The organism is Streptomyces flavotricini, assembly GCF_020639365.1.
Classification (GTDB): Bacteria; Actinomycetota; Actinomycetes; order Streptomycetales; family Streptomycetaceae; genus Streptomyces; species Streptomyces flavotricini.
Map to the genome: position 1 here is coordinate 113,480 of NZ_JAINUL010000001.1, position 23,741 is coordinate 137,220.

Annotated in this window: 21 protein-coding genes and 2 pseudogenes; 11 read left to right on the forward strand and 12 right to left on the reverse strand. The window is 69.7% G+C overall.

Annotation, left to right across the window (positions count from 1 at the left end; genetic code table 11):
- The first annotated feature begins 114 nt into the window (after window positions 1-114).
- Window positions 115-1,542: an IS1182 family transposase gene (locus tag K7B10_RS00525; RefSeq protein WP_443735282.1), complete on the forward strand. Its 1,428-nt coding sequence runs from the start codon at window positions 115-117 to the stop codon at window positions 1,540-1,542.
- Between the two features lie 153 nt (window positions 1,543-1,695).
- Here the strand turns inward: K7B10_RS00525 and K7B10_RS00530 are convergent, their stop codons facing one another.
- Window positions 1,696-1,863 (reverse strand): hypothetical protein, encoded by a 168-nt coding sequence (locus tag K7B10_RS00530; protein WP_229333966.1) that lies wholly within the window; start codon window positions 1,861-1,863, stop codon window positions 1,696-1,698.
- The gene (locus K7B10_RS00535; protein ID WP_229333967.1) at window positions 1,863-2,126 is read right to left on the reverse strand and encodes a hypothetical protein; all 264 of its coding nucleotides are present in this window, start codon (window positions 2,124-2,126) and stop codon (window positions 1,863-1,865) included. Before K7B10_RS00535 ends, K7B10_RS00530 begins: the two co-directional genes overlap by 1 nt.
- A 1,337-nt stretch (window positions 2,127-3,463) precedes the next feature.
- Here K7B10_RS00535 and K7B10_RS00540 point away from each other — a divergent pair.
- Together K7B10_RS00540 and K7B10_RS00545 are read left to right on the forward strand one after the other, a co-directional pair.
- Window positions 3,464-3,919, forward strand: coding sequence for a hypothetical protein (locus K7B10_RS00540; RefSeq protein ID WP_229333968.1), 456 nt, complete (start codon window positions 3,464-3,466; stop codon window positions 3,917-3,919).
- 904 nt (window positions 3,920-4,823) lie between these two features.
- A complete protein-coding gene (locus tag K7B10_RS00545) occupies window positions 4,824-4,967 on the forward strand; it encodes a hypothetical protein (RefSeq protein ID WP_229333969.1) in 144 nt (47 codons plus the stop codon).
- Between the two features lie 173 nt (window positions 4,968-5,140).
- On the opposite strand, the gene K7B10_RS00550 is transcribed toward K7B10_RS00545, so the two are convergent.
- From K7B10_RS00550 to K7B10_RS00575, 6 genes are all read right to left on the reverse strand, one after another.
- Entirely contained in the window at window positions 5,141-6,010 is an 870-nt protein-coding gene (locus K7B10_RS00550) for a MurR/RpiR family transcriptional regulator (RefSeq protein WP_229333970.1), read from the reverse strand.
- A 133-nt stretch (window positions 6,011-6,143) separates the two neighbouring features.
- Entirely contained in the window at window positions 6,144-7,430 is a 1,287-nt protein-coding gene (locus K7B10_RS00555; protein WP_229333971.1) for a cyanophycinase, read from the reverse strand.
- A gap of 172 nt (window positions 7,431-7,602) precedes the next feature.
- Window positions 7,603-8,817: a M20/M25/M40 family metallo-hydrolase gene (locus K7B10_RS00560; RefSeq protein ID WP_229333972.1), complete on the reverse strand. Its 1,215-nt coding sequence runs from the start codon at window positions 8,815-8,817 to the stop codon at window positions 7,603-7,605.
- Window positions 8,814-9,566, reverse strand: a complete 753-nt coding sequence (locus tag K7B10_RS00565; RefSeq protein ID WP_229344668.1) for an amino acid ABC transporter ATP-binding protein — start codon at window positions 9,564-9,566, stop codon at window positions 8,814-8,816. The genes K7B10_RS00560 and K7B10_RS00565 overlap by 4 nt, the downstream gene beginning before the upstream one ends.
- Before the next feature lie 8 nt (window positions 9,567-9,574).
- Window positions 9,575-10,537: an amino acid ABC transporter permease gene (locus tag K7B10_RS00570; RefSeq protein ID WP_229333973.1), complete on the reverse strand. Its 963-nt coding sequence runs from the start codon at window positions 10,535-10,537 to the stop codon at window positions 9,575-9,577.
- A 2-nt stretch (window positions 10,538-10,539) separates the two neighbouring features.
- Window positions 10,540-11,490: an ABC transporter substrate-binding protein gene (locus tag K7B10_RS00575; protein ID WP_229333974.1), complete on the reverse strand. Its 951-nt coding sequence runs from the start codon at window positions 11,488-11,490 to the stop codon at window positions 10,540-10,542.
- Window positions 11,491-11,886: 396 nt separating this feature from the next.
- Here K7B10_RS00575 and K7B10_RS00580 point away from each other — a divergent pair, with 396 nt between their 5' ends.
- A complete protein-coding gene (locus K7B10_RS00580; RefSeq protein ID WP_229333975.1) occupies window positions 11,887-13,275 on the forward strand; it encodes a pre-peptidase C-terminal domain-containing protein in 1,389 nt (462 codons plus the stop codon).
- Window positions 13,276-13,825: 550 nt separating this feature from the next.
- Here K7B10_RS00580 and K7B10_RS00585 read toward each other — a convergent pair.
- On the reverse strand, window positions 13,826-14,734 hold the full coding sequence (locus tag K7B10_RS00585) for a helix-turn-helix domain-containing protein (protein ID WP_229333976.1): 909 nt from the start codon (window positions 14,732-14,734) through the stop codon (window positions 13,826-13,828).
- Window positions 14,735-14,834: 100 nt separating this feature from the next.
- Between K7B10_RS00585 and K7B10_RS00590 the strand changes: the two genes are divergently transcribed.
- The 4 genes from K7B10_RS00590 to K7B10_RS00605 all read left to right on the forward strand — a co-directional run bounded on the left by K7B10_RS00590 (window position 14,835) and on the right by K7B10_RS00605 (window position 18,647).
- Window positions 14,835-15,593, forward strand: coding sequence for a nuclear transport factor 2 family protein (locus K7B10_RS00590; RefSeq protein ID WP_229333977.1), 759 nt, complete (start codon window positions 14,835-14,837; stop codon window positions 15,591-15,593).
- A gap of 403 nt (window positions 15,594-15,996) precedes the next feature.
- Window positions 15,997-16,800 (forward strand): 4,5-DOPA-extradiol-dioxygenase, encoded by an 804-nt coding sequence (ygiD, locus tag K7B10_RS00595; protein WP_229333978.1) that lies wholly within the window; start codon window positions 15,997-15,999, stop codon window positions 16,798-16,800.
- A 238-nt stretch (window positions 16,801-17,038) separates the two neighbouring features.
- Complete coding sequence (locus tag K7B10_RS00600) at window positions 17,039-17,728, forward strand: macro domain-containing protein (protein ID WP_229333979.1); 690 nt, start codon at window positions 17,039-17,041, stop codon at window positions 17,726-17,728.
- Window positions 17,729-17,753: 25 nt separating this feature from the next.
- Window positions 17,754-18,647: an SIR2 family NAD-dependent protein deacylase gene (locus tag K7B10_RS00605; RefSeq protein WP_229333980.1), complete on the forward strand. Its 894-nt coding sequence runs from the start codon at window positions 17,754-17,756 to the stop codon at window positions 18,645-18,647.
- 23 nt (window positions 18,648-18,670) lie between these two features.
- Here the strand turns inward: K7B10_RS00605 and K7B10_RS41480 are convergent.
- Window positions 18,671-18,777: pseudogene (locus K7B10_RS41480) on the reverse strand (site-specific integrase); the annotation flags it as partial.
- Between the two features lie 465 nt (window positions 18,778-19,242).
- On the opposite strand from K7B10_RS41480, the gene K7B10_RS00610 reads away from it, so the two are divergent.
- Entirely contained in the window at window positions 19,243-19,569 is a 327-nt protein-coding gene (locus K7B10_RS00610; RefSeq protein WP_229333981.1) for a hypothetical protein, read from the forward strand.
- Between the two features lie 75 nt (window positions 19,570-19,644).
- On the opposite strand, the pseudogene K7B10_RS00615 reads toward K7B10_RS00610, so the two are convergent.
- A pseudogene (locus K7B10_RS00615) lies at window positions 19,645-20,451 on the reverse strand (IS5 family transposase).
- Window positions 20,452-20,801: 350 nt separating this feature from the next.
- Here K7B10_RS00615 and K7B10_RS00620 point away from each other — a divergent pair.
- The gene (locus tag K7B10_RS00620; protein ID WP_229333982.1) at window positions 20,802-20,993 is read left to right on the forward strand and encodes a hypothetical protein; all 192 of its coding nucleotides are present in this window, start codon (window positions 20,802-20,804) and stop codon (window positions 20,991-20,993) included.
- A gap of 253 nt (window positions 20,994-21,246) precedes the next feature.
- Window positions 21,247-21,420, forward strand: a complete 174-nt coding sequence (locus K7B10_RS00625; RefSeq protein ID WP_229333983.1) for a CsbD family protein — start codon at window positions 21,247-21,249, stop codon at window positions 21,418-21,420.
- A 1,307-nt stretch (window positions 21,421-22,727) separates the two neighbouring features.
- Here the strand turns inward: K7B10_RS00625 and K7B10_RS00635 are convergent.
- A complete protein-coding gene (locus K7B10_RS00635; protein WP_229333984.1) occupies window positions 22,728-23,630 on the reverse strand; it encodes a helix-turn-helix transcriptional regulator in 903 nt (300 codons plus the stop codon).
- Window positions 23,631-23,741: the final 111 nt, after the last annotated feature.

Sequence of the window (23,741 nt, forward strand, 5' to 3'; positions counted from 1 at the left end):
CCCGCCTGCGTCTTGTGATTTTTCATGCGGGATGATCCCGGTATGCGTGGTGGGGATGGGCTGTTCGCAGACGAGCCGGTCAAGGCGAAGCGGCGTCAGGGCCGTCCGGCGGCGGTGGACAAGACGTTCCGGGCGTTCGACCCGCACCAGGTCCTGCTGCTGCCTCCCTCGCTGGACGACTGGCTGCCCGAGGACCACCTCGCCCGGTTCGTCGCAGACCTGGTCGACGAGGTACTCGACCTCTCCCCGATCCTGGCCGCCTACATCGAGAAGCGCGGCCACCCGCCCTATGACCCCCGGCTGATGGCGCGCTTGCTGATTTACGGCTACACCACCGGTGTCCGCCCCTCCCGGGCGATCGAGCGCAAGTGCGCTGACGACGTGACGTTCCGGTTTCTGGCCACCGACCAGGCCCCGGACTTCCGCTCGATCGCCCGGTTCCGCCGCCGTCACCTCAACGCCCTGGCCGACCTGTTCACCCAGTCGCTGCACCTCGCGACCAAGCTCGGCATGGTCAAGATGGGCCGCGTCGCCCTGGACGGCACCAAGCTCGAAGCGAACGCCTCCAAGCACAAGGCGATGAGCTACGGCCGCCTGATCAACAAGGAAGAACGGATCGAAGTCGAGATCGCCGAGTTGGAGGCCAAGGCCACCGCCCTGCTCGCCGACGCCGAGGCCACCGACGCCGCCGAGGACCAGGCCTTCGGCCCCGACGGCAAGGACACCGACCTGCCCGCCGAACTGGACCGCCGCGAGAAGCGCCTCGCGCGCCTGCAGGCCGCCCGCGCCCAGATCGAGGCCGAGGCCACCGAAAATGCCCGCCGCCACGCCGAGGACAAAGAACGCCGCCGCCAGCAGCGCAAGGGCACAGCCGCCGAGCAGGCCGTCACCGACGCCGGGGAGAAGGCCGCCGCCAAGGCCTGCCCGAAGCCGAAGGCCCAGGCGAACTTCACCGACCCCGACTCGCGGATCATGAAGAACAGCGACGGCGCTTACATCCAGGCCTACAACGCCCAAGCCGTCGTCGACGAGCAGCACCAGATCATCACCGCCGCCGACGTCACGACCAACGCCTCCGACGCGCTGAACTACACCACCATGCTGGAGCAGTCCGCGGCGAACACCGGCACCCACCCCAAGCAGGCCCTGGCCGACGCCGGATACTGCTCCGAGACCAACCTCGAAGCCGGCCGGGACCGCCAACTCGCCTGCGGAACCGATACATTCATGGCCACCGGCCGCCTCGCCCACGACGAGCAGGTCCCACCCGCACCTCGCGGACGCACTCCCAAGGACGCGACCTTGAAGGAGCGCATGGCCCGCAAGCTGCGGACCAAGCCCGGGCGAGCCACCTACAGCCGCCGCAAGGCCATCGTTGAACCCGTCTTCGGACAGATCATGACCTGCCAGAACGGCCGCCAGCTCCTCCTGCGCGGCGAAGACGGCGCCCGCGGCGAGTGGCGTCTGCTGGCCGCCTGCCACAACCTCCGCAAGATCTTCCGGCACGCAGGGACGGCAGGGATCGCCGCCCTGGCCGGCTGACCGGCCGGGCCTCCCCGGCCACGTGACAAGCCCTGTCGGCCGGACACCCGGCCGACACGGCCCCGCCAGTGCCTCACACGCCCGGACAGGGCCGCCGCAACCGATCCGCCGGTCACAGCAACGGACCCGCTTGCTCGTTACTGACCCACGCTCCTAGCGGGGGTTGCCGCGCCCACCAAACCACTTGGCGCGCCCGTGGCCCGCGGCCGTGGCCGTGGCCGTGGCCGTGGCCGTGGCGGGATGGTCGTCCCCGACGGCCTGCGCGGTTTCCGCGCCGGCGGCGTCACGCTGCTGGATGAGGTCCTCACGTTCGGGGTCCACTACCGCGCTCCCGCGCTTCGACGGGAAGGAGCCGTCGCGACGGGCTGTCCGGCAGCGCCGGCCAGCATGAGGACCAAGCCGAGAACTGCGAGGGCGCCGATGGCGATGCCGTAGAGGACCACGCCGGTCGAGCTGGTGACGTGGTAGCCGAAGGACGAGAAGTCATTGGTGAGTTCGTGGGCGCTGCCGAGATCGGCCATGACCCAGGCCACCGTGACGATCAGAGTGGCGATCAGGATGATGAGGCCGAGTATGAGGATCATGGAGCGCTCCCCACTTCGCACTGCCTCGTGCGAATGAGCGACCGCGGTGGAGGCCCGCCGATCCAAGTGCGCGTCTACCCGCAGGTCGCGCAGCCAAGCGGACCGGGGCTCGCTTCACGCCTGGGCAGGGCGACAGACCAGCTACGCGGGCAACTGGGGACCCTGCCTCGACGGGGCCGGGTGGGGCGCAGGCCGGGATGGGCACTGTTGCACAGTGTGCACCTGGGCCCCAGGGGCATGCCCTCCGCAGCGTTCCGCCCCCACGCGCGCAGACCTGCGACGGATCCACCGAGCCGCCTGAAGGTGCGGCCGAGCGGGGGACAGCTGTACCGGGTGGCGTAGCCGCCTGCTACCCAGGCCGACGCAGCGGGCAGTGATCGTCATCGCTCCCCCGGCCACCGCGGCGCAGGGAGGAACCGGCCGCGCGGCCAGCGGTCAACCCTGACCTGTCCGGCGACGGAGCAGCGGCGGCTCGCACATGGGAAGCCGCTAGCCCTCGGGGATCCACCTCGGGAGCATGGCCCGCAAGACGCTCGGCGCATCAGCAGGGTCGGCCAGCACGAGCGTGATGGCGGCGAGGGCAAGCACGTGCAGGGGGCCGCCGAGGCCGTACGTAGTGAGCGGCGAGGCCACAACAGCCCCGGGATGTACAGAACATCAGTGCCCGGCTTATGGAGAAAAGCTTCGCCGTCGACGCCGGCGAGCTGATCACCAGGCTGTGGAGGCTCGCCGAGGCCGGCAAGCCGGCTCCCTACTTCGGTGACCCGACCCGCTTCGGGGCTCTTTAAGCCGATGTCCTGCGCCCGGGGCGGGGAAGCCCGTAGCCGAGGGCCTGGGCAAGCCGCCTCTCGCGGGTGGTTTGCCCCGGGTCCCCTCGGGCTTCCCCAGGCGCTCAGGCTTGTCCGGCTGCCGGCTCCCACAGCGGCCGGGCACGGCCGGTGCCGTCGCAGTGGAAGCGCTGGCCGCCGCCTGGCGTGCTACGGGCCCGATGGTGCCGACGGCCTGGCGCAGGAGCTGGGTGAGGCCGTGGATGTGGGCCGGGTGCAGGGCCAGTTCGTGCCGGGTGCCCACCACGATTTCCAACGTCTCCCCGGAAGAGCACTCCTGTCGTCCGTATTCAGGGCAGGCACCAAATCCGCTACAAGGTCGTGCAGGTCGGCCATGGTCTCTCCGCCTGCCAGCTCCACCCGCGCCCAACAGAGAAGTTTGATCCTCTGACGGAAGGAATTCAGGGCGCGATCATCTCGCCTTCTTGCGCGATGTGAAATATCACATCACACAAGGCGGGTTGATGGCCCGTCACGCACCGACGAAAACACAAAGGAGAGCACGTCCCCATGAACCGCTTAGCCCTTCTCGCGGTCGGCGTTGCCGGCCTGACCGTTCTGGCCGCCGGCCCGGCCGCCGCTACCCCCGAGGCCGCCGCCGACCAGACCGTGACCACCTGCGGGAACTCGGGCCTCCAGGCAGGCCTGCTCACCCGGCTGTGCGCGGACGTCACCGGTAACGCGGTGCAGTTCTACGGCAGGGTCAGCCTCGCAGGCCCGCCCTCTCCCGGCAGCCCGACGCCCGCCACAAAGGAGCTGTCCACCACGCTGTCCGCCGAGGTCGTGGGAGCCGGCGCCCCGCCCCTCACGCAGGACAAGCCTGTCGTCTTCACCACCACGACGCTCGAGGTGCGCGGCCCGGCGGGCACCGTCCCCTGTGGCACCACGGTCCGCGGCACGTTCGGCGTGGCCTCCTTCCCCTGGACACCCCAGCCGGTCGTGCACGAGGTCACCCTCACCTGCTGACGCCCCGCCACCGGGCGACTCGCCCAAGCGGGTCGCCGACGCGGCCTCCACCCGCACTGCCGCCACGCAACCGGCCCAGGCCCGCTCCACACGGCAACCTGCCCCGCCCCGGCTCTCACCTGGGCTGCCCCCTCTCACCGGAGGACAGCCCTCGCCGCGAACGGCCTGCCGACGGGGGGCGCGCCCCGCTCCCACGACACAAATTGCGAAGGCCGGCCTGGCGTCGCTGCGGGCGAGCCAGGTGAGCACCATGCCGGTCTGTAAACCCGGCCCGCACCTCTCCATGCGCACAGGTGGTTTCGCACTTGACCCACGTGCACCGAGGGCATGTACAAGGCGCCCGGCCACAGCGGTGATTCCTCTCCCCCACGGCACCGCTGTGGCCGCCACCCCAAAGCGGGCCCCAGGCGCCGATCCGTCGGGGCGGCCCCCGGCCCTGCACCCGCCAGGGTGTCAGGGCCGGGGGCCGCAGCATTCCGGTGGGCGCGCAGTCGACGGCCCCCGATCCGGGCTAGCCGAGCCGACGCCCGCCCCGGCCGCCCACCTCCTGCCAGCAGACTTCACGCCCGGCCGGTGGAGCGGGTACACGGACACGTCGCGCGGGCCCGCGCTGGATGCCAGATCATGTGACGGCCCGGCGCCCGGCACGCGCGGAGCTGTTGTGCCCGCCCTGATTCGTACCCGCATCGGCTGTGAAGGTGCTGCTGCCCATGAGGCCGACCGCAACCGGGCACTCAGAGCAGGGCAGCGGCCACGAGCCTGGCCATCTGGACACTCTGCGCTGGCACCGGCCGCGAGCTGGCCTCGGACAGGCCGGCCGGGGTGTCCTCGGGGAAGCCCAGAACGCCCGCACCGAGCAGGTCCAGGATCTCCTCGGTGCACCTTGCCCAGCTGACCCCGGTGCGTGACGAACCATGCCCGGCGCTTCCACCACGTGAACGGCCGCCCCGTGCACGTGCGGATGCGGGCCTGGCCGACGAATGAGGGCGGGTGCCTGGTCATAGCCACCGACCTGATGGTCGGTGGCGGGCCGGTCAACACCACGTGAGTCGCCGATCACGCCAGCCAGCCGGCCACGAGGATCTCAGCGGGGCGGCTTGCAGCAGGATGCCCGCGGTCCCGGCCCGCTGGCCCTCTCGGCCGGCTCCCTGTAGGAGAGCCTCCAAGGGGCGGTGGATTGCGGCCTGCTCGCTCCCGAGGTCGCCGCCGGTGTGGTGGTGGTCAGTACAGGCCCATTCGGCGGGCAGTGTTCTCTCCGTGCTGCATCCGCTGGTGGGCACCTTCGCCGAGGGCGGTGAGCACGCCGGCGACGACTGTTTCGATGATGGCCAGGGTAGGGACGAGGCTGTCGTAGGGGGATGGTGCGGCGACCTGGCTCGGCAGTACTACCTGTGCGTGCGCGGCGGCGGGTGAGAGCCATACGTCGGTGAAGAGGATGACCTTGCCGCCGTGTTCCTGGACGAGTTCGGCGATGGAGACCTTGTCCGGCTCGTAGCGCCGGTAGTCGAACAGGACGAAGACATCACGTCGGTTCACCGCTGCGAGCTGCGCGGTGCGTTCGACGTCGCGGTCCGGCAGGAACCGGACGTCGTCGCGTACCTGCATGAGGTGCAGGCCGAGGTATTGGGCGAAGAGGTTCGTGAAGCGGCCGCCGGCGAGGGTGATGCGGCGTTTGCCGTCGGAGAGCAGTGTGATCGCGTGTTCGAGATCGTGCGGGGGTAGTTCGGCGAGGGTCTGGGCCACGGCGGAGCTGAAGAGGTTGCTGCCGCGCTGGAGGAGGGAAAGGTCCTCGGCTCCGTCTTGGTTGCGGCCGTAGTCGGTTGCCTCGTAGAGGGAGAGGGGGGAGGCGTTGCGTTCGTCGAGCTCTGCGCGGAGCGCGGTCTGGAAGTCGGGGAAGCCTCGGTAGCCGAGTCGGTTGATGAAGCGCAGGACGGTGGGGGTGCTGACGGCGGCGCGTTCCGCGAGGACGGCCATGGTTTCGAAGCCGGCGGAGGGGTAGCCGGCGAGCAGCACCCGTGCGACTTTACGTTCGGCGGGGCTGGCGTCGCCCAGCTTGAGGCGGATCTCGTCGGCGAGCGTGCCAGGGGCCATGCGCGGGCTCTTCCTTCGTGTGTGTGGGTGCTGGGCGGGTCAAGGTCGAGCTTAGTGTCGGGCCTCGCGGCTGGGGCCGGCCGGATCCCCCGGATTCCGCCGGCCCTGTCGCCCGGAGTGCGTCAGGGCAGAGTCACTCCGGTGCGACGGCTATCCGCAGGCCAGTGACGGTTTGCGCGGTGGCACCGTCGCTGGTCCAGGCGGTGAATCCGGGTTGCTTGGTGAAGGTGACGGTGAATCGGGGGCCGCTCTCGAAGGTGCTGGCCGTGGTGGTGCGCTGGGTGCTGGCGGTCAGGGCGCGGGCCGTGTTCAGGAAGGAGTAGGGGACGCCGGCAGGGTTGGCCGGTGAGTAGAAGACGTCCGAGTTGACCGGTACCGGTGAGGCCGACAGCGGGATCAGCGGCCACTTGCCGCTGGCGGGCAGGATCTGCCAGCGGTTCGGGTCGTAGCGGTCGCCGCTCGAGAGGTAGCTGTAGCGGGCGCCGGTCAGGGACCATCCGGCCGGCGAATTGCTGGTCCGGACTTGGCGCAGGTCGAGGACGGCGACACCCTGCGGACCCAGAACACGCAGTCGCTCGCGGGGGGTGTTGGGGTCATCGACGATGAGCGCGGTGTTCTCTTCCAGCGCGTACACACGGTCGTGTCCCGTGTCGGCGGCCAGTCGCAGGGCCCTGCCTTCGCGTCCGTTGGTGCCGTTGTGGGTGTCGATCAGTCCTGAGCGCAGGAAGCCGAAGCCGCCTTCGGGGAGGTATCCGAGGCGGGCGGGGTCGTCGAAGTAGCCGGGGCTGCTGCCGTCGCGGAGTGCTTCGTAGGAGTCGCCTCCAGTGACCATGTCGGCTCCGGCTGCGATCTGTGCTCCGGCGCTGGATCCGGATACGACGGCCCCGGCCGCGAGCTTGGCCCGGATGGCGGCGAGAACCTTGGAATCGGTGTGCGCGGAGCCGTGGAGCAGGGTGGTGACATAGCGGTACTGGTCGCCGCCGCCGAAGAAGAAGCCGGTCATCGAGTTGACCTGCCGCACCACCTCGTCGGAGTCGGCGTTGGCGATGTGGTCGAGGTCGACGGGGATCCACTGGGCGTCGGCGGCGCCGTGCTGCTTGAAGAGCCCGGCGTAGTAGGCGCCGTTGCAGGCGGAGTTGCTGCAGTTGGCAGGGTCGTTCGCGTCCGGGTCCTGGCTGGCGGGGATCGAGGCGGCGGTGAGGACACCCATGCGCGCTTTCGATCCCCCCGCACGCTTGATGATCTCGCCGTAGATCTGCGTGTTGTCGGCCTTCAGGCCGCCACCGATCAGGACGAGCGAGCCGCGGCCGCCGGCAGGTGCGGAGCTCTGTGCATGGGCGGAGGGGGCGAGGGTGAGAGCGACGATGAGAGCGGTGCTGCCCACCAGTGCGGTACGGCGGGCTCCGGTCGGTACGGGCATGAGGGTCGTCTCCTGTGGGTGGGGTCTTGTGGTGGCCGGGACCACAGCGGCGGGTGGCTGCTGCGGTCCCGGCGCGGGTCGGCAGCCCGGTGCGTGGTGGGAGGGGCTGCCGGAGTGGGGTCCCGCACCGGGCAATGGCGCGATCAAACCGGTACGGGACGTCTGGGGAAGGTCAGCCGGTGCGGCTGTCGCCGAGGTCGGCGATGAGTGAGGCCAGGAGCGCGACGCGGGCCGGGACGGTGGAGGTGTCCAGCCATTCCTCGGGGGTGTGGTCGGCTCCGCCTACGGGGCCGAGGCCGTCGAGGGTGGGCACGCCGAGGCCCGCGATGAAGTTGGCGTCCCCGACACCTCCGGTCGCAGCTGCTCCCAGGCTGATTCCAAGGCCTGCGGCTAGGTGTCTGGCCTGATCGAACATGCAGCGTGAGGAGGGTGTGTCCTCCATGGGCGGGCACAGGTCCAGCTGCTCGACGGTCGCCGTGGTGCCGGCCACGGCGGGCCGTGCCGCGGCTGACTCGATCGCGGAGCGGGCTGCTGCGAGTCCGGCTGCGGTGGCCGAGCGGACCTCGACGCGCAGCTCGGCTTCCGGGCAGACGATGTTGGTGCGGCTGCCGGCCCGTACGACACCGACGTTGACGGTGACGTCGTCCCAGTGGCCGTTGAGGGACTGCAGGGCCACGACCAGGTGGGCGGCGGCCAGGGCAGCGTTCGCTCCGCGTTCCGGCTCGATGCCGGCGTGCGCGGCCCGGCCGGTGACGCTCACACGGAAGTCGGCAACGCCTTTGCGGGCGATGACCAGGTCGCCGTTCTCCCGGGCGCACTCCAGGGCGAGGGCGAAGTGGACGCCGCGGGCTGCTGCTTCGGTCATCGGGCGGCTCGCCGGAGAGCCGATCTCCTCGTCTGGGGTGGCGAGGAAGACGAGTTCTGCGTACTGGCTTGCCCGCGTCTCCTCCAGGATCTCCAGCGCGGTGATCCCGGCCAGCAGGCCCGCCTTGTCATCGCTGACACCGGGGCCGCGCGCCGTGTGGCCGTCGAGGTGAAAGGGCCTCGCTGCGGCAATACCGTCGTCGAAGACGGTGTCGAGGTGCGCGACGAGCAGGATGCGCTGTCCGCCCTGCTCGACCGGAAGGCTGCCCGCCTTGCGGGCGAGGATCATGTCGCCGACAGGGTGCCCGTGAGAGGAGGCGGGGGTGACGCGCTCGACGTCGAATCCGAGCCGGTGCAGCCGGTTCTGGGTCCAGTCGGCCATCTGGTTGACGCCGACGGGGCTGTAGGAGCCCGAGTCGATGGCCACCAGGGCAGCCAGGTCGGTCAGGTAGCCCTCCAGACGGGCCTCGGCATGCGGGAGCAGCGGGTTGGTGTGCAGCTGTTCCCGTGAGGGGGCGGTCACAGGACCTTCGAGAGGAACGCGCGGGTGCGTTCCTGGCGGGGTTCGACGAGGACCTGGCGCGGGTCGCCGGATTCGACGACGACGCCGTCGTCCATGAAGACGGCGGTGTCGGCGACCTCGCGGGCAAAGCCGATCTCGTGGGTGACCACGACCATCGTCATGCCGTCGGCGGCGAGCCGGCGCATGACGTCCAGTACGTCTCCGACCAGTTCGGGGTCGAGCGCGGAGGTGGGTTCGTCGAAGAGCATCAGTTTGGGTTTCATCGCCAGGGCGCGGGCGATGGCGACGCGCTGCTGCTGCCCGCCAGAGAGCTGGGCCGGGTAGTGGCCCGCCCTGTCCCCGAGGCCCACCTGTTCCAGCAGATGGTGGGCCTCGTCCCTTGCCTGCGACTTGTCGGTCTTGCAGACGTTGACGGGGGCTTCCATGACGTTGTCCAGGGCGGTCATGTGAGGGAAGAGGTTGAAGCGCTGGAAGACCATGCCGATGTCGCGTCGCCTCGCGGCGACTTCCTTCTCACGCAGTTCGTGGAGCCTGGATCCGTTCTGGCGGTAGCCGACCAGGTCGCCGTCGACCGCCAGCTTGCCGCCGTCGACTCGGTCGAGGTGGTTGATGCAGCGCAGGAACGTCGACTTGCCCGAGCCGGAGGGACCCAGCAGACAGCACACCTGGCCGCGTTCGATGGTCAGGTCGATGCCCTTGAGGACTTCGAGTTTCGCGAAGTGCTTGCGCACGCCGTGGGCGTGGACCATGGGGACGCTCACGCACCCGCCTCCTTGGTGTTCTTCTTCGTGCGGGCAGGCTGGGCCAGTGCACCGGCAAGCATCCGGCGCAGGGGCGAGGTGTGGCCGCCTCGGTCGGTGCCGCGGCCGTAGCGGCGCTCCAGCCATGCCTGCGGGATGCTGAGCAGGGTGACCAGGCCCAGGTACCAGAGGCTGGCGACGACGAGCATGGGGATGACCTGGTAGTTCTGCGCGTACACGTCCTGGATGTTGGACATCAGGTCGTGCGCCGAGATGATCGACACCAGGGCGGTCATCTTCAGCATGTTGATCGTCTCGTTGCCCATCGGCGGGATGATCACCCGCATGGCCTGGGGCAGCACGATCCTGCGCATCGTCTGCGCGGGCCGCATACCCAGGGAGTGCGCGGCTTCGCTCTGGCCGGGGTCCACCGACTGGATGCCGGCCCTGACGATCTCCGAGGCATACGCGGCCTCGTTCAGCCCGAGGGCCAGCAGGGCTGCGATGGCCGGGGTGAGGAGGGAGTTCGTCTCGACCTGGAAGAAGGTGACGCTGGTGAACGGGATGCCGATCTTCACGTACTGGTAGAGGGCGGCGGCGTATCCCCAGAAGATGATCTGGACCAGCAGCGGGGTACCGCGGAAGAACCAGACGAACAGTGAGGACATCCCGTAGAGAACCGGGTTGGACGACAGTCGCATCACCGCGACCAGCGTGCCCAGAATGAGCCCGAGGGCCATCGCGGCCACGGTGAGCCACAGGGTGGTGACGAGTCCGGAGAAGATCAGGTCGGCGAACAGGAAGTGCCCGATGATCTCCCAGTGGAGATTGCTGTTCTTCGCCAGTGATCCGGCCACACCGATGAGTGCAGCAATGGCCGCGACGGCGGCGATCCAGCGGCCGTAGTGGCGCAGCGGCACGACGGTGAGCTGCTGGGGCGCGGGACGGTCGGTGTCCACGGGGACTGTGGTCGTGGTCATGTTTAGTCCACCGCCGCGTTCTTGGTGGCTTCCTTGACGGCGATGGAAGCAACCCCGTACTTGTCGAAGATCTTGGTGACGGTGCCGTCGTCGATCAGCGCCTGCAGGGCCTTGTGGATCGCGTCGCTGAGCTGGGGCAGCTTCTTGGAAACCGCGATCCCGTTCGGCGAAGCCCCGTAGCCGCCCGCGGCGGCCGGGTCGTCGACGACCTGGAAGGCGTTTCCGCCGTCAGCGGTCTTCGCGGTCCAACCCGCGGCGGGCTTGGTCTGCACCTGGGCGACGACCTTGCCCGAGCGCAGGGCGAGCTGCGCGTCGGAGTCCTTGGGGAAGGTCTGGATGTCGATCTCCCCCCTGCCCGCGGCCTTGCACTTGGCCTCGTGGTTCTTGAGGAGGTCGAGCTGGTTGGTCGCCGCCTGCACCGCGGCCTTCTTGCCGCACAGGTCATCGAGGGTGGTGATCTTCTCAGGGTTGCCCTTGGCGACCATGATCCCGGAACCGGAGACGGAGTAGTCGACGAAGTCGACGACCGCCTGGCGCTCCTTGTTGTCGGTCATTGCCGACATCGCCGCATCGAACTTGCCGGCCTGGATCGCGGGCACGATCCCGTCGAACTTCTGCGGCGCGAAGTCGAACTTCACACCCAGCTTCGCCCCGAGCGCCTGCCCCAGGTCGTAGTCGAGCCCGGTGAGCTCCGGCTCGCCCTCGGCCACGAACATCTCGAACGGCGCGTAGGGCACGTCCGTGGCCACGCGCACGGTGCCCGACTTCTTGATCGCGTCCGGCAGTGCGTCGTGCAGCGCGGTGTCCTCCGTGACCGCCGCACCTGCGACGGTGATCTGCTCACCGCCAGCGGACTTGGCGGCGTCGGCGGAGTCCGAACAGGAAGTGAGCGTGGCCAGCGCGGTCGCGGCCGTCAACGCAATGATCAGGTTTCGGGACAGACAGGTGTTCATCAGGCGTATGCCTCTCCGGTCTTCGGGCCGACGGGGCGTTCGCCGTCGACTGCAACACGGAAATTACAGAACTGGTTCGATGATGGCTAGATGTATCGCTCATTACATTGCAGTAACGGGGCACGGTTTGGGCTGCAAGGCCCTCGCGGCCAAGCGGTTGAGCGGCCTGAATCAACTGGCCAGGGGGAGAGGTGCTGCGTTTTGCGTGCTACATCTACCGTTCACTCAACTTGGCTTGTAAGTTCTGCTACTGCGCACCACCGCGACGGCGCAGCTCCCCCACGCGCCCCTCAGGGCGTCGCCACGCCCTGCCCTCTGCAGATCCGCGCACCTCCCCCACCTCTCGGAGACTTCATGGGCACACGATTCAGGCATGCCAAGCTGGCCTCGGCCGCTATGGCTCTGCTCACGCTGACCGGCGCACTCGCCTCCACCGGCAGCGCCGAAGCGGCCGGCACCCGCATACGCCTCGGCAGCGCCTCCGACGTCAGCCGCACCTCCTGGCAGGGCCCCGCCTTCACCATGAACGGTGACGGAAAGATCAACCCCGGATCCATGTCGGCCGCCATCGACGCCATCCGCGGCGGCACCGGCAGCCTCGACGTCGTCATCCTGGCCGGCTCCGCCCCCACCTCAGGCAGCGCCGCCCCCGAATGCGACGCCGTCATGGCGCTGCCCGGCGTCAACTCCTGTACCAGCTGGACCCTGACCGCCGCCTCCGACGGCAACAACAGCCAGGTCAACGCAGACATCCGCAACGCCGAGTTCGTGTACTTCGCCGGCGGGGACCAGTGCCGCTACGCCGCCTGGAAGGGCACCGCACTGGAAGCCTCCGTCGAATCCGTCGTCGCCAAGGGCGGCGGCTCGGGCGGCGGCAGCGCGGGCACCCACATCAACAGCCCCGTGGTCTACGACGCATGCCAGGGAAGCGTCACCAGCGCCGAAGCCCTCGCCAACCCGTACGACAGCTACATCACCTTCACCACCGGCATGTTCGACTGGCCGAACTACGCTGGCGTCATCAACGACTCCCACTTCACGGCCCGCGACCGGATGGGCCGCACCATGGCCTTCGTCGCCCGCGCGATCAAGGACGGCCGGACCTCCGGCGGCAAGGCCTGGGGCGTCGGAGTCGAGGAAGGCAGCTCGCTGCTCCTCGACAGCAACGGCCAGGCCACCCTCTACGGCACCGAGGCCTTCATCGTCCTCGGCGACCACCAGCCCGAACAAGCCACCGCCGGCAAACCCCTGACGTTCTCCGGCTACAAGATCTGGCACCTCGGCCCCGGCCAGACCTACGACTTCAAGAACCGTCCCACCTGCGGCTACTACCTCCGCAACGTCACCGGCGGCGTCATCGACACCAACCCCTACAGCGGCACACCACAGACCACCTGCGGCACCCCGGGCGGCACAGTCCTCCTCGCCGAGAACGAAGCCAACGACACCCGGGCCACCGCCAACGACGCCACCGCCCTCACCTACCCCGCCTCCATCAGCGGCACCATGGCCTCCACCACCGACCGCGACTACTTCCGTGTCTCGCTGGCGGCCAACGAACGCCTCACCGTGCAGTGCGCCGTGCCCGACGCCTACGACGCAGACCTCTACCTCCTCGACTCCAACGGCAGCACCCTCACCCGATCTGTCAACAACGGCCTGGGCACCGACGAGTCACTCACCTTCACCAGAACCGCCGCGGGAAGCGCCACCTACCACCTCGAACTCGAGGCCTACCGCGGCTCGGGCACCCCCACTTACACCTGCACCCTCACCAAGAACTGACACCAGCGCCGGACCGGCGTCGACCGGTCCAGCGCACGTGTCGCCGCGGAGACGGGGCGGCGCCACAAGAATCCTCCGAAGGCCGCGCCCTGCCCCGGGGCGCGGCCTTCGTATGCGTGGCCCTGGGTACAAAACTGCCAGACGTTGGTTACACATGGGTCTCCGAGAGTGACGGAGATCCGCCATGCCCCCTTCGCCGCAACAGCAGCAGGACCGCCAGGCCCAGCACCGTCTGGCGGTCCTGCGACACGCCGAGGAAGTCACCGGGAACGCCTCGCTTACAGAAGCGGCAAAAGGTTCTCCGGGACGGCTTGTTGGCGTCGGCACGCTCCGAGCTACCGCGCGGCCCCGTTTCCTATGCCCGGCGCCGACCACGATCACCCCATCGAGAAAGGGATCTGGCCTTCAACGACGCCTACACATGATCGCTGACGTGCCCGTGTCCTGCACGTCGAGGGGGTGGGGCGGTTCGCCGGAATGATCGGCAGGGTGAGCGGGGTGGACGAGTCAGGCTGGGCGAGGATGCTGCGGCTGATCGGTATGTCGATGGTCAGGGGCGTTGTTGTGTGCGGAAGGTGCCGGGGGGCAGGCCGGTCTCCCGGGTGAAGAACTTGCCGAAGTTGGTGGGTTCGGTGAAGCCGAGGCGGCGGCCGATGGCGGCGACGGGCAGGTCGGTGTGGGCCAGGAGGCGGCCGGCTTCCAGGGCGACGCGGGCGTCGATGAGGGTTTTGGCGTTGCGTCCCGTGGCGGCTTGGCAGGCGCGGTTGAGGGTGGGCAGGGAGTACCCGACCCGGGCGGCGTAGGCGGCGGCGTTGCGGGTGGTGGCGAAGGAGCGTTCGAGTTCGTGCTGGAAGCGCAGGAAGGTGTCGCCTGCGGTGGTGGAGGGTCCGGGCTGGCTGTCGTGCGGGCCGGGGAGTCTGGCCAGGCGGAGGACGAGTGCGGCGAGCAGGTGACGCAGGAGTTCCGCGGTGGTCGCGCTGCATGGGTCTCGCACGGCGCTTCGGTATTCGGCGGCCAGTTCTCCCAGGGCGGCGGTGAGCAGGGTGTTCTCGTGTGGCGCGAGGCGCCAGACGGCGGGACTGAAGGGCGTGAGCAGGGTGCGGGCGGCCCCCAGGGGCGGCAGGAAGGCGGGGGTGAACAGCACTATGGCCGCCTGGACCGGGTCGGCCGGGCGGACGGGTCGGGGCAGGCGCAGTACCCGGCCGGGGGCCACGTGCAGCAGAGTGCCCGGGGGTGAGGGGTGATCTTGGAAATCAACCATGGTGATGGCTTCGCCCGCGGCGACCAGGATGATCTGATGGAAATCTGTGCGGTGCACGCCGGTCAGCGCCTGCGGGGAAAGTCTGCTGGCCAGACACGTAATACTGGTCACTTCGATACCCAGAGGGGCGCGGTCGGGGTTGTGGAAGCCGTACTCGGCGACGTGCGTGCCTTCGCCCGGATGCTCGGTTTTGACCATGATGCTTTCGGATCTTACCTCGCGACAGCGGCACACCTGGCCGAAGGTGGAGGTGCGACTGGTGGAGACGGCTCCGCCTCCGCGCCGGAAGGAACGTGTCATGGGCAACAAGGAACTGGTTCTGCAGGCCGCCGATGAGCTGTTCGGCAAGAAGGACCCCTCCGCGGTGGACCGCTGGGTCGCGGCCGACTACCGCCAGCACAGCAGCCTGGCCGCCGACGGCCCCCAGGCACTGCGCGACCTGGTGGCCGGTCTGCCCGACGGTTTCCGCTACGAGGGCGCCCGGGTGATCGCGGACGGCGACCTGGTCGCCCTGCACGGCACCTACTACGGCTTCGGACCGGACCCGCTGGTCGCCTTCGACCTGTTCCGCGTCGACGCCGACGGCAAGCTGGCCGAGCACTGGGACGCCCTCACCCCGGTCGTGGCGAAGACCGCTTCCGGCCGCTCGCAGACCGACGGGCAGGGCGAGCCGCGTGAACTGGACAGGACCGAGGCCAACCGTGCCCTCGTCGTGGAGTTCGCGGAGAGGGTCCTCAAGGGTGCCGACTACTCGGTGCTGACCGACTTCATCTCCACCGAGACCTACCTCCAGCACAACCCGGAGGCCGCCGACGGCCTGGACGGCTTCGGCGCCGCCGCCGCGACGTGGGGCGAGCAGGGCAAGAACCTGGTCTACAAGCAGGTCCACAAGGTCGTCGCCGAAGGCGACCTGGTGCTGCTGCAGTCCGAGGGCGAGTTCGGCGTGCCAGTGGCGTACTGGGACCTGTTCCGCGTCGCCGACGGCAAGATCGTCGAGCACTGGGACGTCATCGCGCCGGTCCCGGCCGAGCTGCCGCACACCAACGGCCTGTTCTGAGCGGCCGGAGAACATCGTGAGCACTCTGACCTACGCCGGGAAGAAGTTCCGGTTCACCGTGGACAACGGCACGGTGTTCCACAACACCTACGCACCCGACGGCACCGAACTGCGCTACGAGACCGTCGCCGGCCCCGGCACAGGCACGGTCAATGAACACCAACACGGTCCACGCCTTCTGGACCTACGAGACTCCCGACGGCCGGGAGGGCGAACTGCACACCGGCACCCTCGAAGAGCTCTGAGGACACCCGACGGCGAGCGGCCGGACCGCCCGCGGTCCGGCCGCTCGCCGCTTGGCACCCGAATCCCCCCTTTGCGTCCGCCGCCTCCAGCGAGTTCCCGGGGCCGACGTCCGCGATCAGACTTCTTCCCTCCGCGATCTGACTGTTGAGGAGTACCGGTGACCACCGAGCCCGGCACCATGCCCGCCGTCTTCGTCGGCCACGGCAGCCCCATGAACGCCCTGGAGCCCAACGAGTGGACTTCAGGCTGGGAGGAGCTCGCCCGGTCCATGCCCCGCCCGCGCGCCATCCTGTCCGTCTCCGCCCACTGGTACGTGCCGGGCGTCCGCGTCACCGCAGCCGAGCAGCCCCGCACCATCCACGACTTCGGCGGCTTCCCGCCCGCCCTGCACCAGGTGCAGTACCCCGCGCCGGGCTCGGCGGAGCTGTGCCGCCGAGTGACCGAACTGCTCAGCCCGCAGCCGGTGGCCGCCGACCGGCACTGGGGTCTGGACCACGGCACCTGGTCACTCCTGGTCCACATGTATCCCGAGGCCGACATCCCCGTCGTCCAGCTCTCCGTGGACGAGAACCTCACCCCGCGCGAACACTACGAACTGGCCAAACGCTTGCGCCCGCTGCGCGAGGAGGGAGTGCTGATCCTCGGCTCCGGGAACGTCGTGCACAACCTGCACACCTACGCCTGGGGCCTGACCCGCGACGAGCCCTTCGACTGGGGCGTCCGCTTCAACCAACGGATCCGCGAAGCCGTCCCCGCCGGCCGCATCGACGAACTCGTCGATTACGAGCAGTGCGGCCAGGACGCCCTCCTGTCCGTACCGACCCCCGAGCACTACCTGCCGTTCCTGTACGTCATCGCCCAGTGCCGCCACGACGAAGGCATCCAGGAGCCGGTCACCTTCCCCGTCGACGGGTACGACGGCGGCGGAGCGATCTCCATGCTCTCCGTCCGCATCGGCTGACGCCCACCATGACCCCGAACGCCCTGCGCCTGGACGCCTACCGAGCCGCGATCGCCCTGAACACCCCGCCCCGGCCGCTCGCACCACCCGCGCCCACCGAGGAACGCGCACCCTGACCCGGACCGCGCTCCGGCTGCTGGCCGACGACCCGGCCGCCCCACGGCCCGGGCTGACCGCGAAGGACCAGGAACAGGCCGACGACACCCGCGCCCGGCTACTGCTGCGCACCGTAATGACCGTGCGCGCCCCCGGCCCGCTGCCCGACGGAGCCGCCAAGGTGCTCGACGCCCTGCTCGGCGGCGAACGCCTGGCGCGCACGGTCACCGACCCCGCGCGACTGCCGGCACTCGCCGACCAGCTGCCCACCACCTCCTACCGGGCGGCCGGCCGCACCACGCTCTGGCAGGGCGACATCACCACGCTCGCCGCGGACGCGATCGTCAACGCCGCCAACAGCGCGATGCTCGGCTGCTTCGTCCCCCTGCACCCGTGCATCGACAACGCCATCCACAGTGCCGCCGGGCCCGGACTGCGCGATGACTGCCACACCGTCATGGAACTCCAAGGCCACCCTGAACCCACCGGCACCGCCAAGATCATCGTACGGGGCGGGCGGCTGCCGGCCCCGTACGTCCTGCACTCCGTCGGCCCGATCGTCGACGGCACCCTGGGCCCGGATCACGGACAGGCGCTGGCATCGTCCTACCGCGCGTGCCTCGACCTCGCCGCCGAGACGGGCGGTATCCGCACGGTGGCGTTCTGCGGCATCAGCACCGGCGTCTTCGGCTTCCCCAAGGCACCGGCCGCCCGGATCGCACTGGACACCGTCGCCGACTGGCTCGACGAGCACCCCTGCGTCCTCGACCGCGTGATCTTCAACGTGTTCACGGACGACGACTACGCCACCTACCAGCACGCCCTGACCTAACCCGCTCGAAGGAACCCCTACCGCGATGAACACCCACCGTGTCCCCGACCTGACGGCCGCCGCCCGCACCGTCCGCACCTGGCTGGGCGAGGCGGACAGGGTCCTGGTCACCGCAGGATCCGGACTGAGCGCCGCCGCCGGGTACGACTACGGCGACCAAGAGCGACTGAAGGAACTGTTCCCCGCCCTGCACCGGATGGGACTGCGCTCCCGCTACATCGTCGGCGTGCACCTGCCGCCCGCCCTGTGGTGGGGCTACTGGGCCGTCCACATCGACGACATCCGCTACACCCCGGGGCCGAACCCCCTCTACCAGCGACTGCGGGCGCTCGTCGCCGACAAGGAGCACTGGGTGATGACGTCCAACGTCGACGCCCCGTTCGCCCGCAACGGCTTCGCCCCGGAGCGGATCTTCACCCCGCAGGGCGACTACGGCCACTACCAGTGCACCGTCCCCTGCCTGCGCACCACCTGGGACAGCCACCCGCTGGTGAAGGGGCTGCTCGCCGCGTACGACCCAGCCACCGGTGCGATCACCGACCCCGCCGCCCTGCCGCACTGCCCCAACTGCGGCGAGAACGTGGAGATCAACGTGCGGATCGGACCGCAGTTCGTCGACGAGCCCTACCTCCCGGCCGGCAACCGCCTCCAGGAATGGCTGAACAGCGCCGACAACGGCACCCGACTGCTGATCCTGGAGTTCGGAGCCGGATTCAACACCCCCGGCGTCATCCGGACACCCGGCGAACACCTCACCCGGCACCTCCCCAACACCCGCCTCGTCCGCATCAAGCCCAGCCACCCGCATACCCCCGCCGACCTCCGCGAACAGGCCCTGCCCGTCCCGTTCGACACCGACCTCCTGCTCGACGCACTCGACAGCGGGCCGCACGACGCATGGGCCCCCTCGACGAGGTAGCCCAGACGTCGAACAGGACTTGGCTCCAGGGCCTCGCCGATCTCGTCGTCTGCGACGGACGCCAGCGGCCGACCCATGGCGGGCCGCTCTCCGGTCTTGCCCACCCGCGCCCGAAGCCGCGGACCGTATTCGAGGCGCCTCGATGTATCGCCGCCGTCGGCGACTCGCTAGCAGCGGACGACGACCAGGTCGCCGCCGAGCCTGCCAGGAGCGCCGCATGAGGAACCGGCACGGGTCACGGCTACGCTCGCACCTATTCACGACCAGGACATGTCGACCGATGCACCGTTTCGACACTTCACCCAGACGCACCTGGCTACTTCATCGCCTACGAGGGGTGACGCTGCTCCCGCCGGTAGCCGCCGAATCACGTGACCAGGGCCCCTGTTCGACCAGCATCCCTCAAGACCGGAACGACAACAGCCACTTACTGATGGTTTCAGAATGAGGTCGTGAGGCGGCGAAGGCGTAGGGGGCGCCGCCGGATGAAGCAAGGACCTGTCCGGTCTGCCCCATGCAATTCTGTCTCGCTGACTGACCCACGACGGCCGGCAGCCGCGCAGACTCACCCGTAGGCACCGTGCATAGTGTGCTCATGGATCGATTCGCGGGTCAGGCCCGCCTTGAATGGTGGGCCAATCACGCGACGTGCCTTGAGGAGTACGACATCGACATCACCGTCACTGTCGACGCGGTCGGCAAGTGGCGGGCAACCGGGCGGCATGCCAGCGCCCTTGACGCGACCCAACGCGAGGGCTGGGACTTCCTCATGGAGATGGATCCCCACTTCTCCATTGCGTTTCCCGGTGAGGACCGCGGCCGGATCACGGTGCGCGTCGTCGAGGCCGAGGATGGAACCCTCACACTTCTGGAGGCACCGGACTGGGACGGCTCGGTGAGCGTCACCTTCGACCTCAGCTGAGTTCAGCTCGGAAGGACAGCAAATCGACTGCGCCACCCTGCTACCGACTCCGGTGCGTCGCCCTTTACTGATCTTTCAGAATGAAGCTCGGAGGCGGCGAAGGCATATGAGGCTGCAGGCCAGTTCGAGCAGGCCCTGGTGGAGATCTGCGTGTCGTTCGTAGCGGATGCGGAGCCGCTTGAACTGATGCAGCCAGGCGAAGGTGCGCTCGACCACCCAGCGCACCTTGCCCAGTCCCGAGCCGTGCGCGACGCCGCGCCGGGCGATCATCGGCTTGATGCCGCGCTTGCACAGCAGACGGCAGTACTTGTCGAAGTCGTAGCCCCGGTCGGCGTACAGGCGTCGGGGCTTGCGGCGGGGGCTCCTCGTAGACCCCGAATCGCTGGGACTGCGTCCAGTAGCGGCAGCAGCTGTGTGACGTCATGTCGGTTTCCGCCGGTGAGCGTGACGGCGAGCGGGGTGCCGTGGCGATCGACGATCAGATCGTGTTTGGAGCCGGGACGGGCGCGGTCGACGGACGAGGGGCCGATGTGATCCCCCTTTCAGGGCCCGGACATGCGACCCGTCCACGGCGCAGTCGTCCAGGCCGAGAAGGTCAGCGCGGCGTAGTTCGGTCAGTAGGGTGGCGTGCAGACGCGGCCAGACGCCGGCCTCGGTCCAGTCCCGTAGCCGGCGCCAGGCCGTCACGCCGGAGCAGCCCACGGTCTCGGCCGGGACATCGCGCCAGGCGACACCGGTCCGCAACACGTACATGACGCCCGCGAGGGCGGCCCGGTCGGGAACGCGCAGTCGACCCGGGGAGCGATGGCGCCGTGCGGGCGCAGGCGGCAGAAGCGGGGCCACCCGCTCCCACAGGTCATCCGGAACAAGATCAGCACGCACCCTGGACACCCTGCTGACCAAGATCACGGAGCGCAAGACCCACAGCCGAACTCATTCTGAAACGATCAGTTAGAGCCCTGAGGTGTCTGGATAGCCCCGTTCGCGAGAGAGTCAGGCCCCGAGGCGACCACATGTTCCTCTCAGCTGCCTACGATGTGGACATGCCATCGTCTGGGATCGCTCCGGAAAGCCGTCAAGGGGTAAGAGGATCGACTGGCCTGGCGCCTGCACGAGCGGATCGGATCATCAGAGCACTGTCGTGGTGGTGGGCATCTGCACCCCTCCTTCTGTTCGCCCCGGCGATCGCGTATGCGATGGGGTTGCCGGACGTACGACGAGAGGTCGGCTGGATGTTCGGCCTGATGGCGCTGTTCACTGCCGCGCTCGCGCCGACAGCGGGCTTGGTGGTGGCTCAGGTCTGGGACCGGCGTGAGGCACGCGGACGTTTCCTGCTCATGGCCGCGGTGTCCAGTGTGCCGCTTCTCTTCTTCTTGTTCTTCGGAGTGCTGTTCCCCGAGTGCCCCGACGGGTACCGCTGCTAAACGATGCCGGCGCTGATCCTGCGCCGGCCTTCTATGTCCGCGGGTCCGACCGGAATGCCGTCGGGACCACGGGGATCGCGGATGCTTGACCGGAGACCACCCCACTATCGAAGTCCTGCGCCACCCGGACCCACCCGCAGGCCGGTCCCGTGCGAGCTGCGGGCAGGGCAAGCTCCTTGCCTGTTTGGGAAAGCATCCAGCGGTCATACGGGGCCCTGTAAGGCGTATTCCACAGGACAGGGAGTGATCAGCTGTGTCTGGTGAGCAGAAGGCCGAAGCGAAGGGTGAGCAGGCCAAGGGCAAGCTCAAGGAGACCACTGGGCGCCTGACGGGCAACGAGCGATTGACCGCCGAGGGCCGCGCGGAGCAGGCCAAGGGCGATGCCCGCGAGGCCAAGGAGAAGGTCAAGGACATCTTCAAGCACTGAGACTCCCGCCTCGTGCGACGGGGCCGGGACCGCAGCAGCGGTCCCCGCCCCGTTTCTCGTGTGCCGGTGGCGCCGGTCAGGCGGCGGGCTCGGGCTGGCGCAGCTGCGCGTGGCAGAAGAGGTGGGCGTAGCCGTCGGGGAGCTGGCGGAGAATCCAGGCAAGGAGGTCGGGACCAGCGCGGCGCGTAACGACGGCGAAACATCCGCCGGGCTGCACGGCACAGCACGGGTTACGCCGCCACCGCCTCCACGACCGGCTCTGAACCGGCTGGCATGTGTGCCCCCGCCGCCCTCCATGACCGCCGCCGGACCCGGCTCTGCAACACGGGCAGGTGATGCGCTCTGGAGCAGACCACAACTCGCGCACGTTCAGCAGAGCTGCCCCACCAGAGGAGCCGCTTTCGCGGACGCCGGACCTCGGTCCGTCGGTGGTTGGGCGGCCCGGTGCTACTGCCGCCAGAGCGCTCTGGTCACCGGGCCTCGCCCGCGCACGCCCTATCGACGCGGACTGAGCCCGACCCTAGCCCCGGCCACCCACCACCCGGCACCACAAGCACAGCGTTCGGCGTCGTGAGTGACATGCGGCGGCGCGGGTTGACCCCGACGCTGACACCGGCCGCTCCCACCGGTGCCCGCGGCCGCTCCACATCGCCGCGCCCTCCACCTTCTCGCACCCCCGTGCCGTCCACCGGCAAAGAGTCCGGCTGCCGCAGCTGACGAGTCCCCGGCCCAAAGCCGGTCGAACGTCGCCCGCGCCCTGGCCTGCCGGCACGAGAACCAGCCGGACCGGCGAGTGCCGTTCGCCTGCCCCCGAACAGCCGGCCCGCCGCAGCCCACCTGTACGAGGGGCGCCCGCCGCCTGCAGCCACGCCGGAGTCCGCTGCATCGCGCCTCTGATCCCGCCCTCCCCTCCCACCGACAGCAGGCGGGCGGTAACGGCTTCCAGAAAGGAGCGTGATCACCGTAAACGGGACCCCGTGGTCGACGCAGACCGCGTCACCCTCATGGACGTCGCCGGACTGTGCACCTCCTGAACATGCACCAGCACACCGAGCGCGTCGGCCTGCGCATCCGGGTCACCGGGCTGGCAGGCCAAACCCCGGCAGTACATGGCCGAACTCACCCCATATCCCGGGGTCACGGCGGGGCAACCGGAGAACGGTACGCGACAGGCGGCTTCCGTCGGCTCAGCACGGCCGGGCCGATCACGCTGGGACCAAGGCGGGCTTCACCGCCGGACGGCTGCCGCACCCCTGAGCCGGCGGCCACAGCCGCTGCACGGCCGGCGCCCCCCGAGTGACCTGGGGTCACTCGGGGGGCGCCGGTCCGTTCTGGCCCGGGGCCGCGGCGGAGCGGGCCGCCGCGAGTTGGGTGCGCGAGCGGACGCCGAACTTGCGGTAGACGCGGCTCAGCATGCCCTCCACCGCCTTGACGGAGAGGAACATCTGCTGGGCCGCCTGCTGGTTCGTGGCCCCTTGGCAGATGGGGTCCGCCGGCCGCGACTCGGACTCGGTCAGCCTGCGTGTGCCCGGGGCCGGGCCGCCCGGGGGCGACCCCGGTCCCGCTCCGCCCGCCCGGTCGAGCAGCTCGCGCGTGAGTTCCTGCCACGGGCGGGCGCCGGTGTCGTCGAAGACGGCCCGGGCCGCCTCCCACGCCGCGCGGGCTGCAGCCTGGCGTCTGCGGGCCCGTTCGACCCGGCCCAGCGCGAGGAGCGTACGGGCCTGCTCCAGGGGCAGGCCCAGCTGCTCGAAGGCGGCCGCCGTGCGGTGGAGCTTCCCACTCGCCTCCTCCGCGGCTCCGCCGCGCGCCAGCAGGATCGCATGGGCGCGGTCCAGCGCCGACCCCGGTCCCGAACCGGCCCCGGCCGGTCCCACCAGGAGCCGTGCGCGCTCCAGCAGTTCGCGGGCCAGGTCGAGCCGGCCCGCGCAGGTGAAGGCTTCCAGGGCGTCCGGCTGCCAGCGGAACATGCCCGGGTCGGCCGACGGGACGTGCCGCTCGGCCTCTGCGACGGCCCTGAAGGAGGCCACGGCGTCGGCGACGTCCCCGGTGTGCAGCTGGACCGCGCCCAGGACCCAGAGATTGCGCGACACGTACAGTCCGTCGCCCTCCTCCTGTGAGGCGCGGGCCCCGCGGGACGCGGTGCGCAGGGCGGCCGCGAAGGATCCGGCGGCGCTCGGCGTCAGCGCCGCGGTGTACCAGGCGGGGCCCATGGACAATCCAGCTCCGGTGGACAGCCGTACGGCCTGATCGGCCCACGCCAGCGCCGGGGCGCACGCCCCGAGCCGGGTGTCGACCTCCCTGGCCGGGACCCCGCCCGGTGC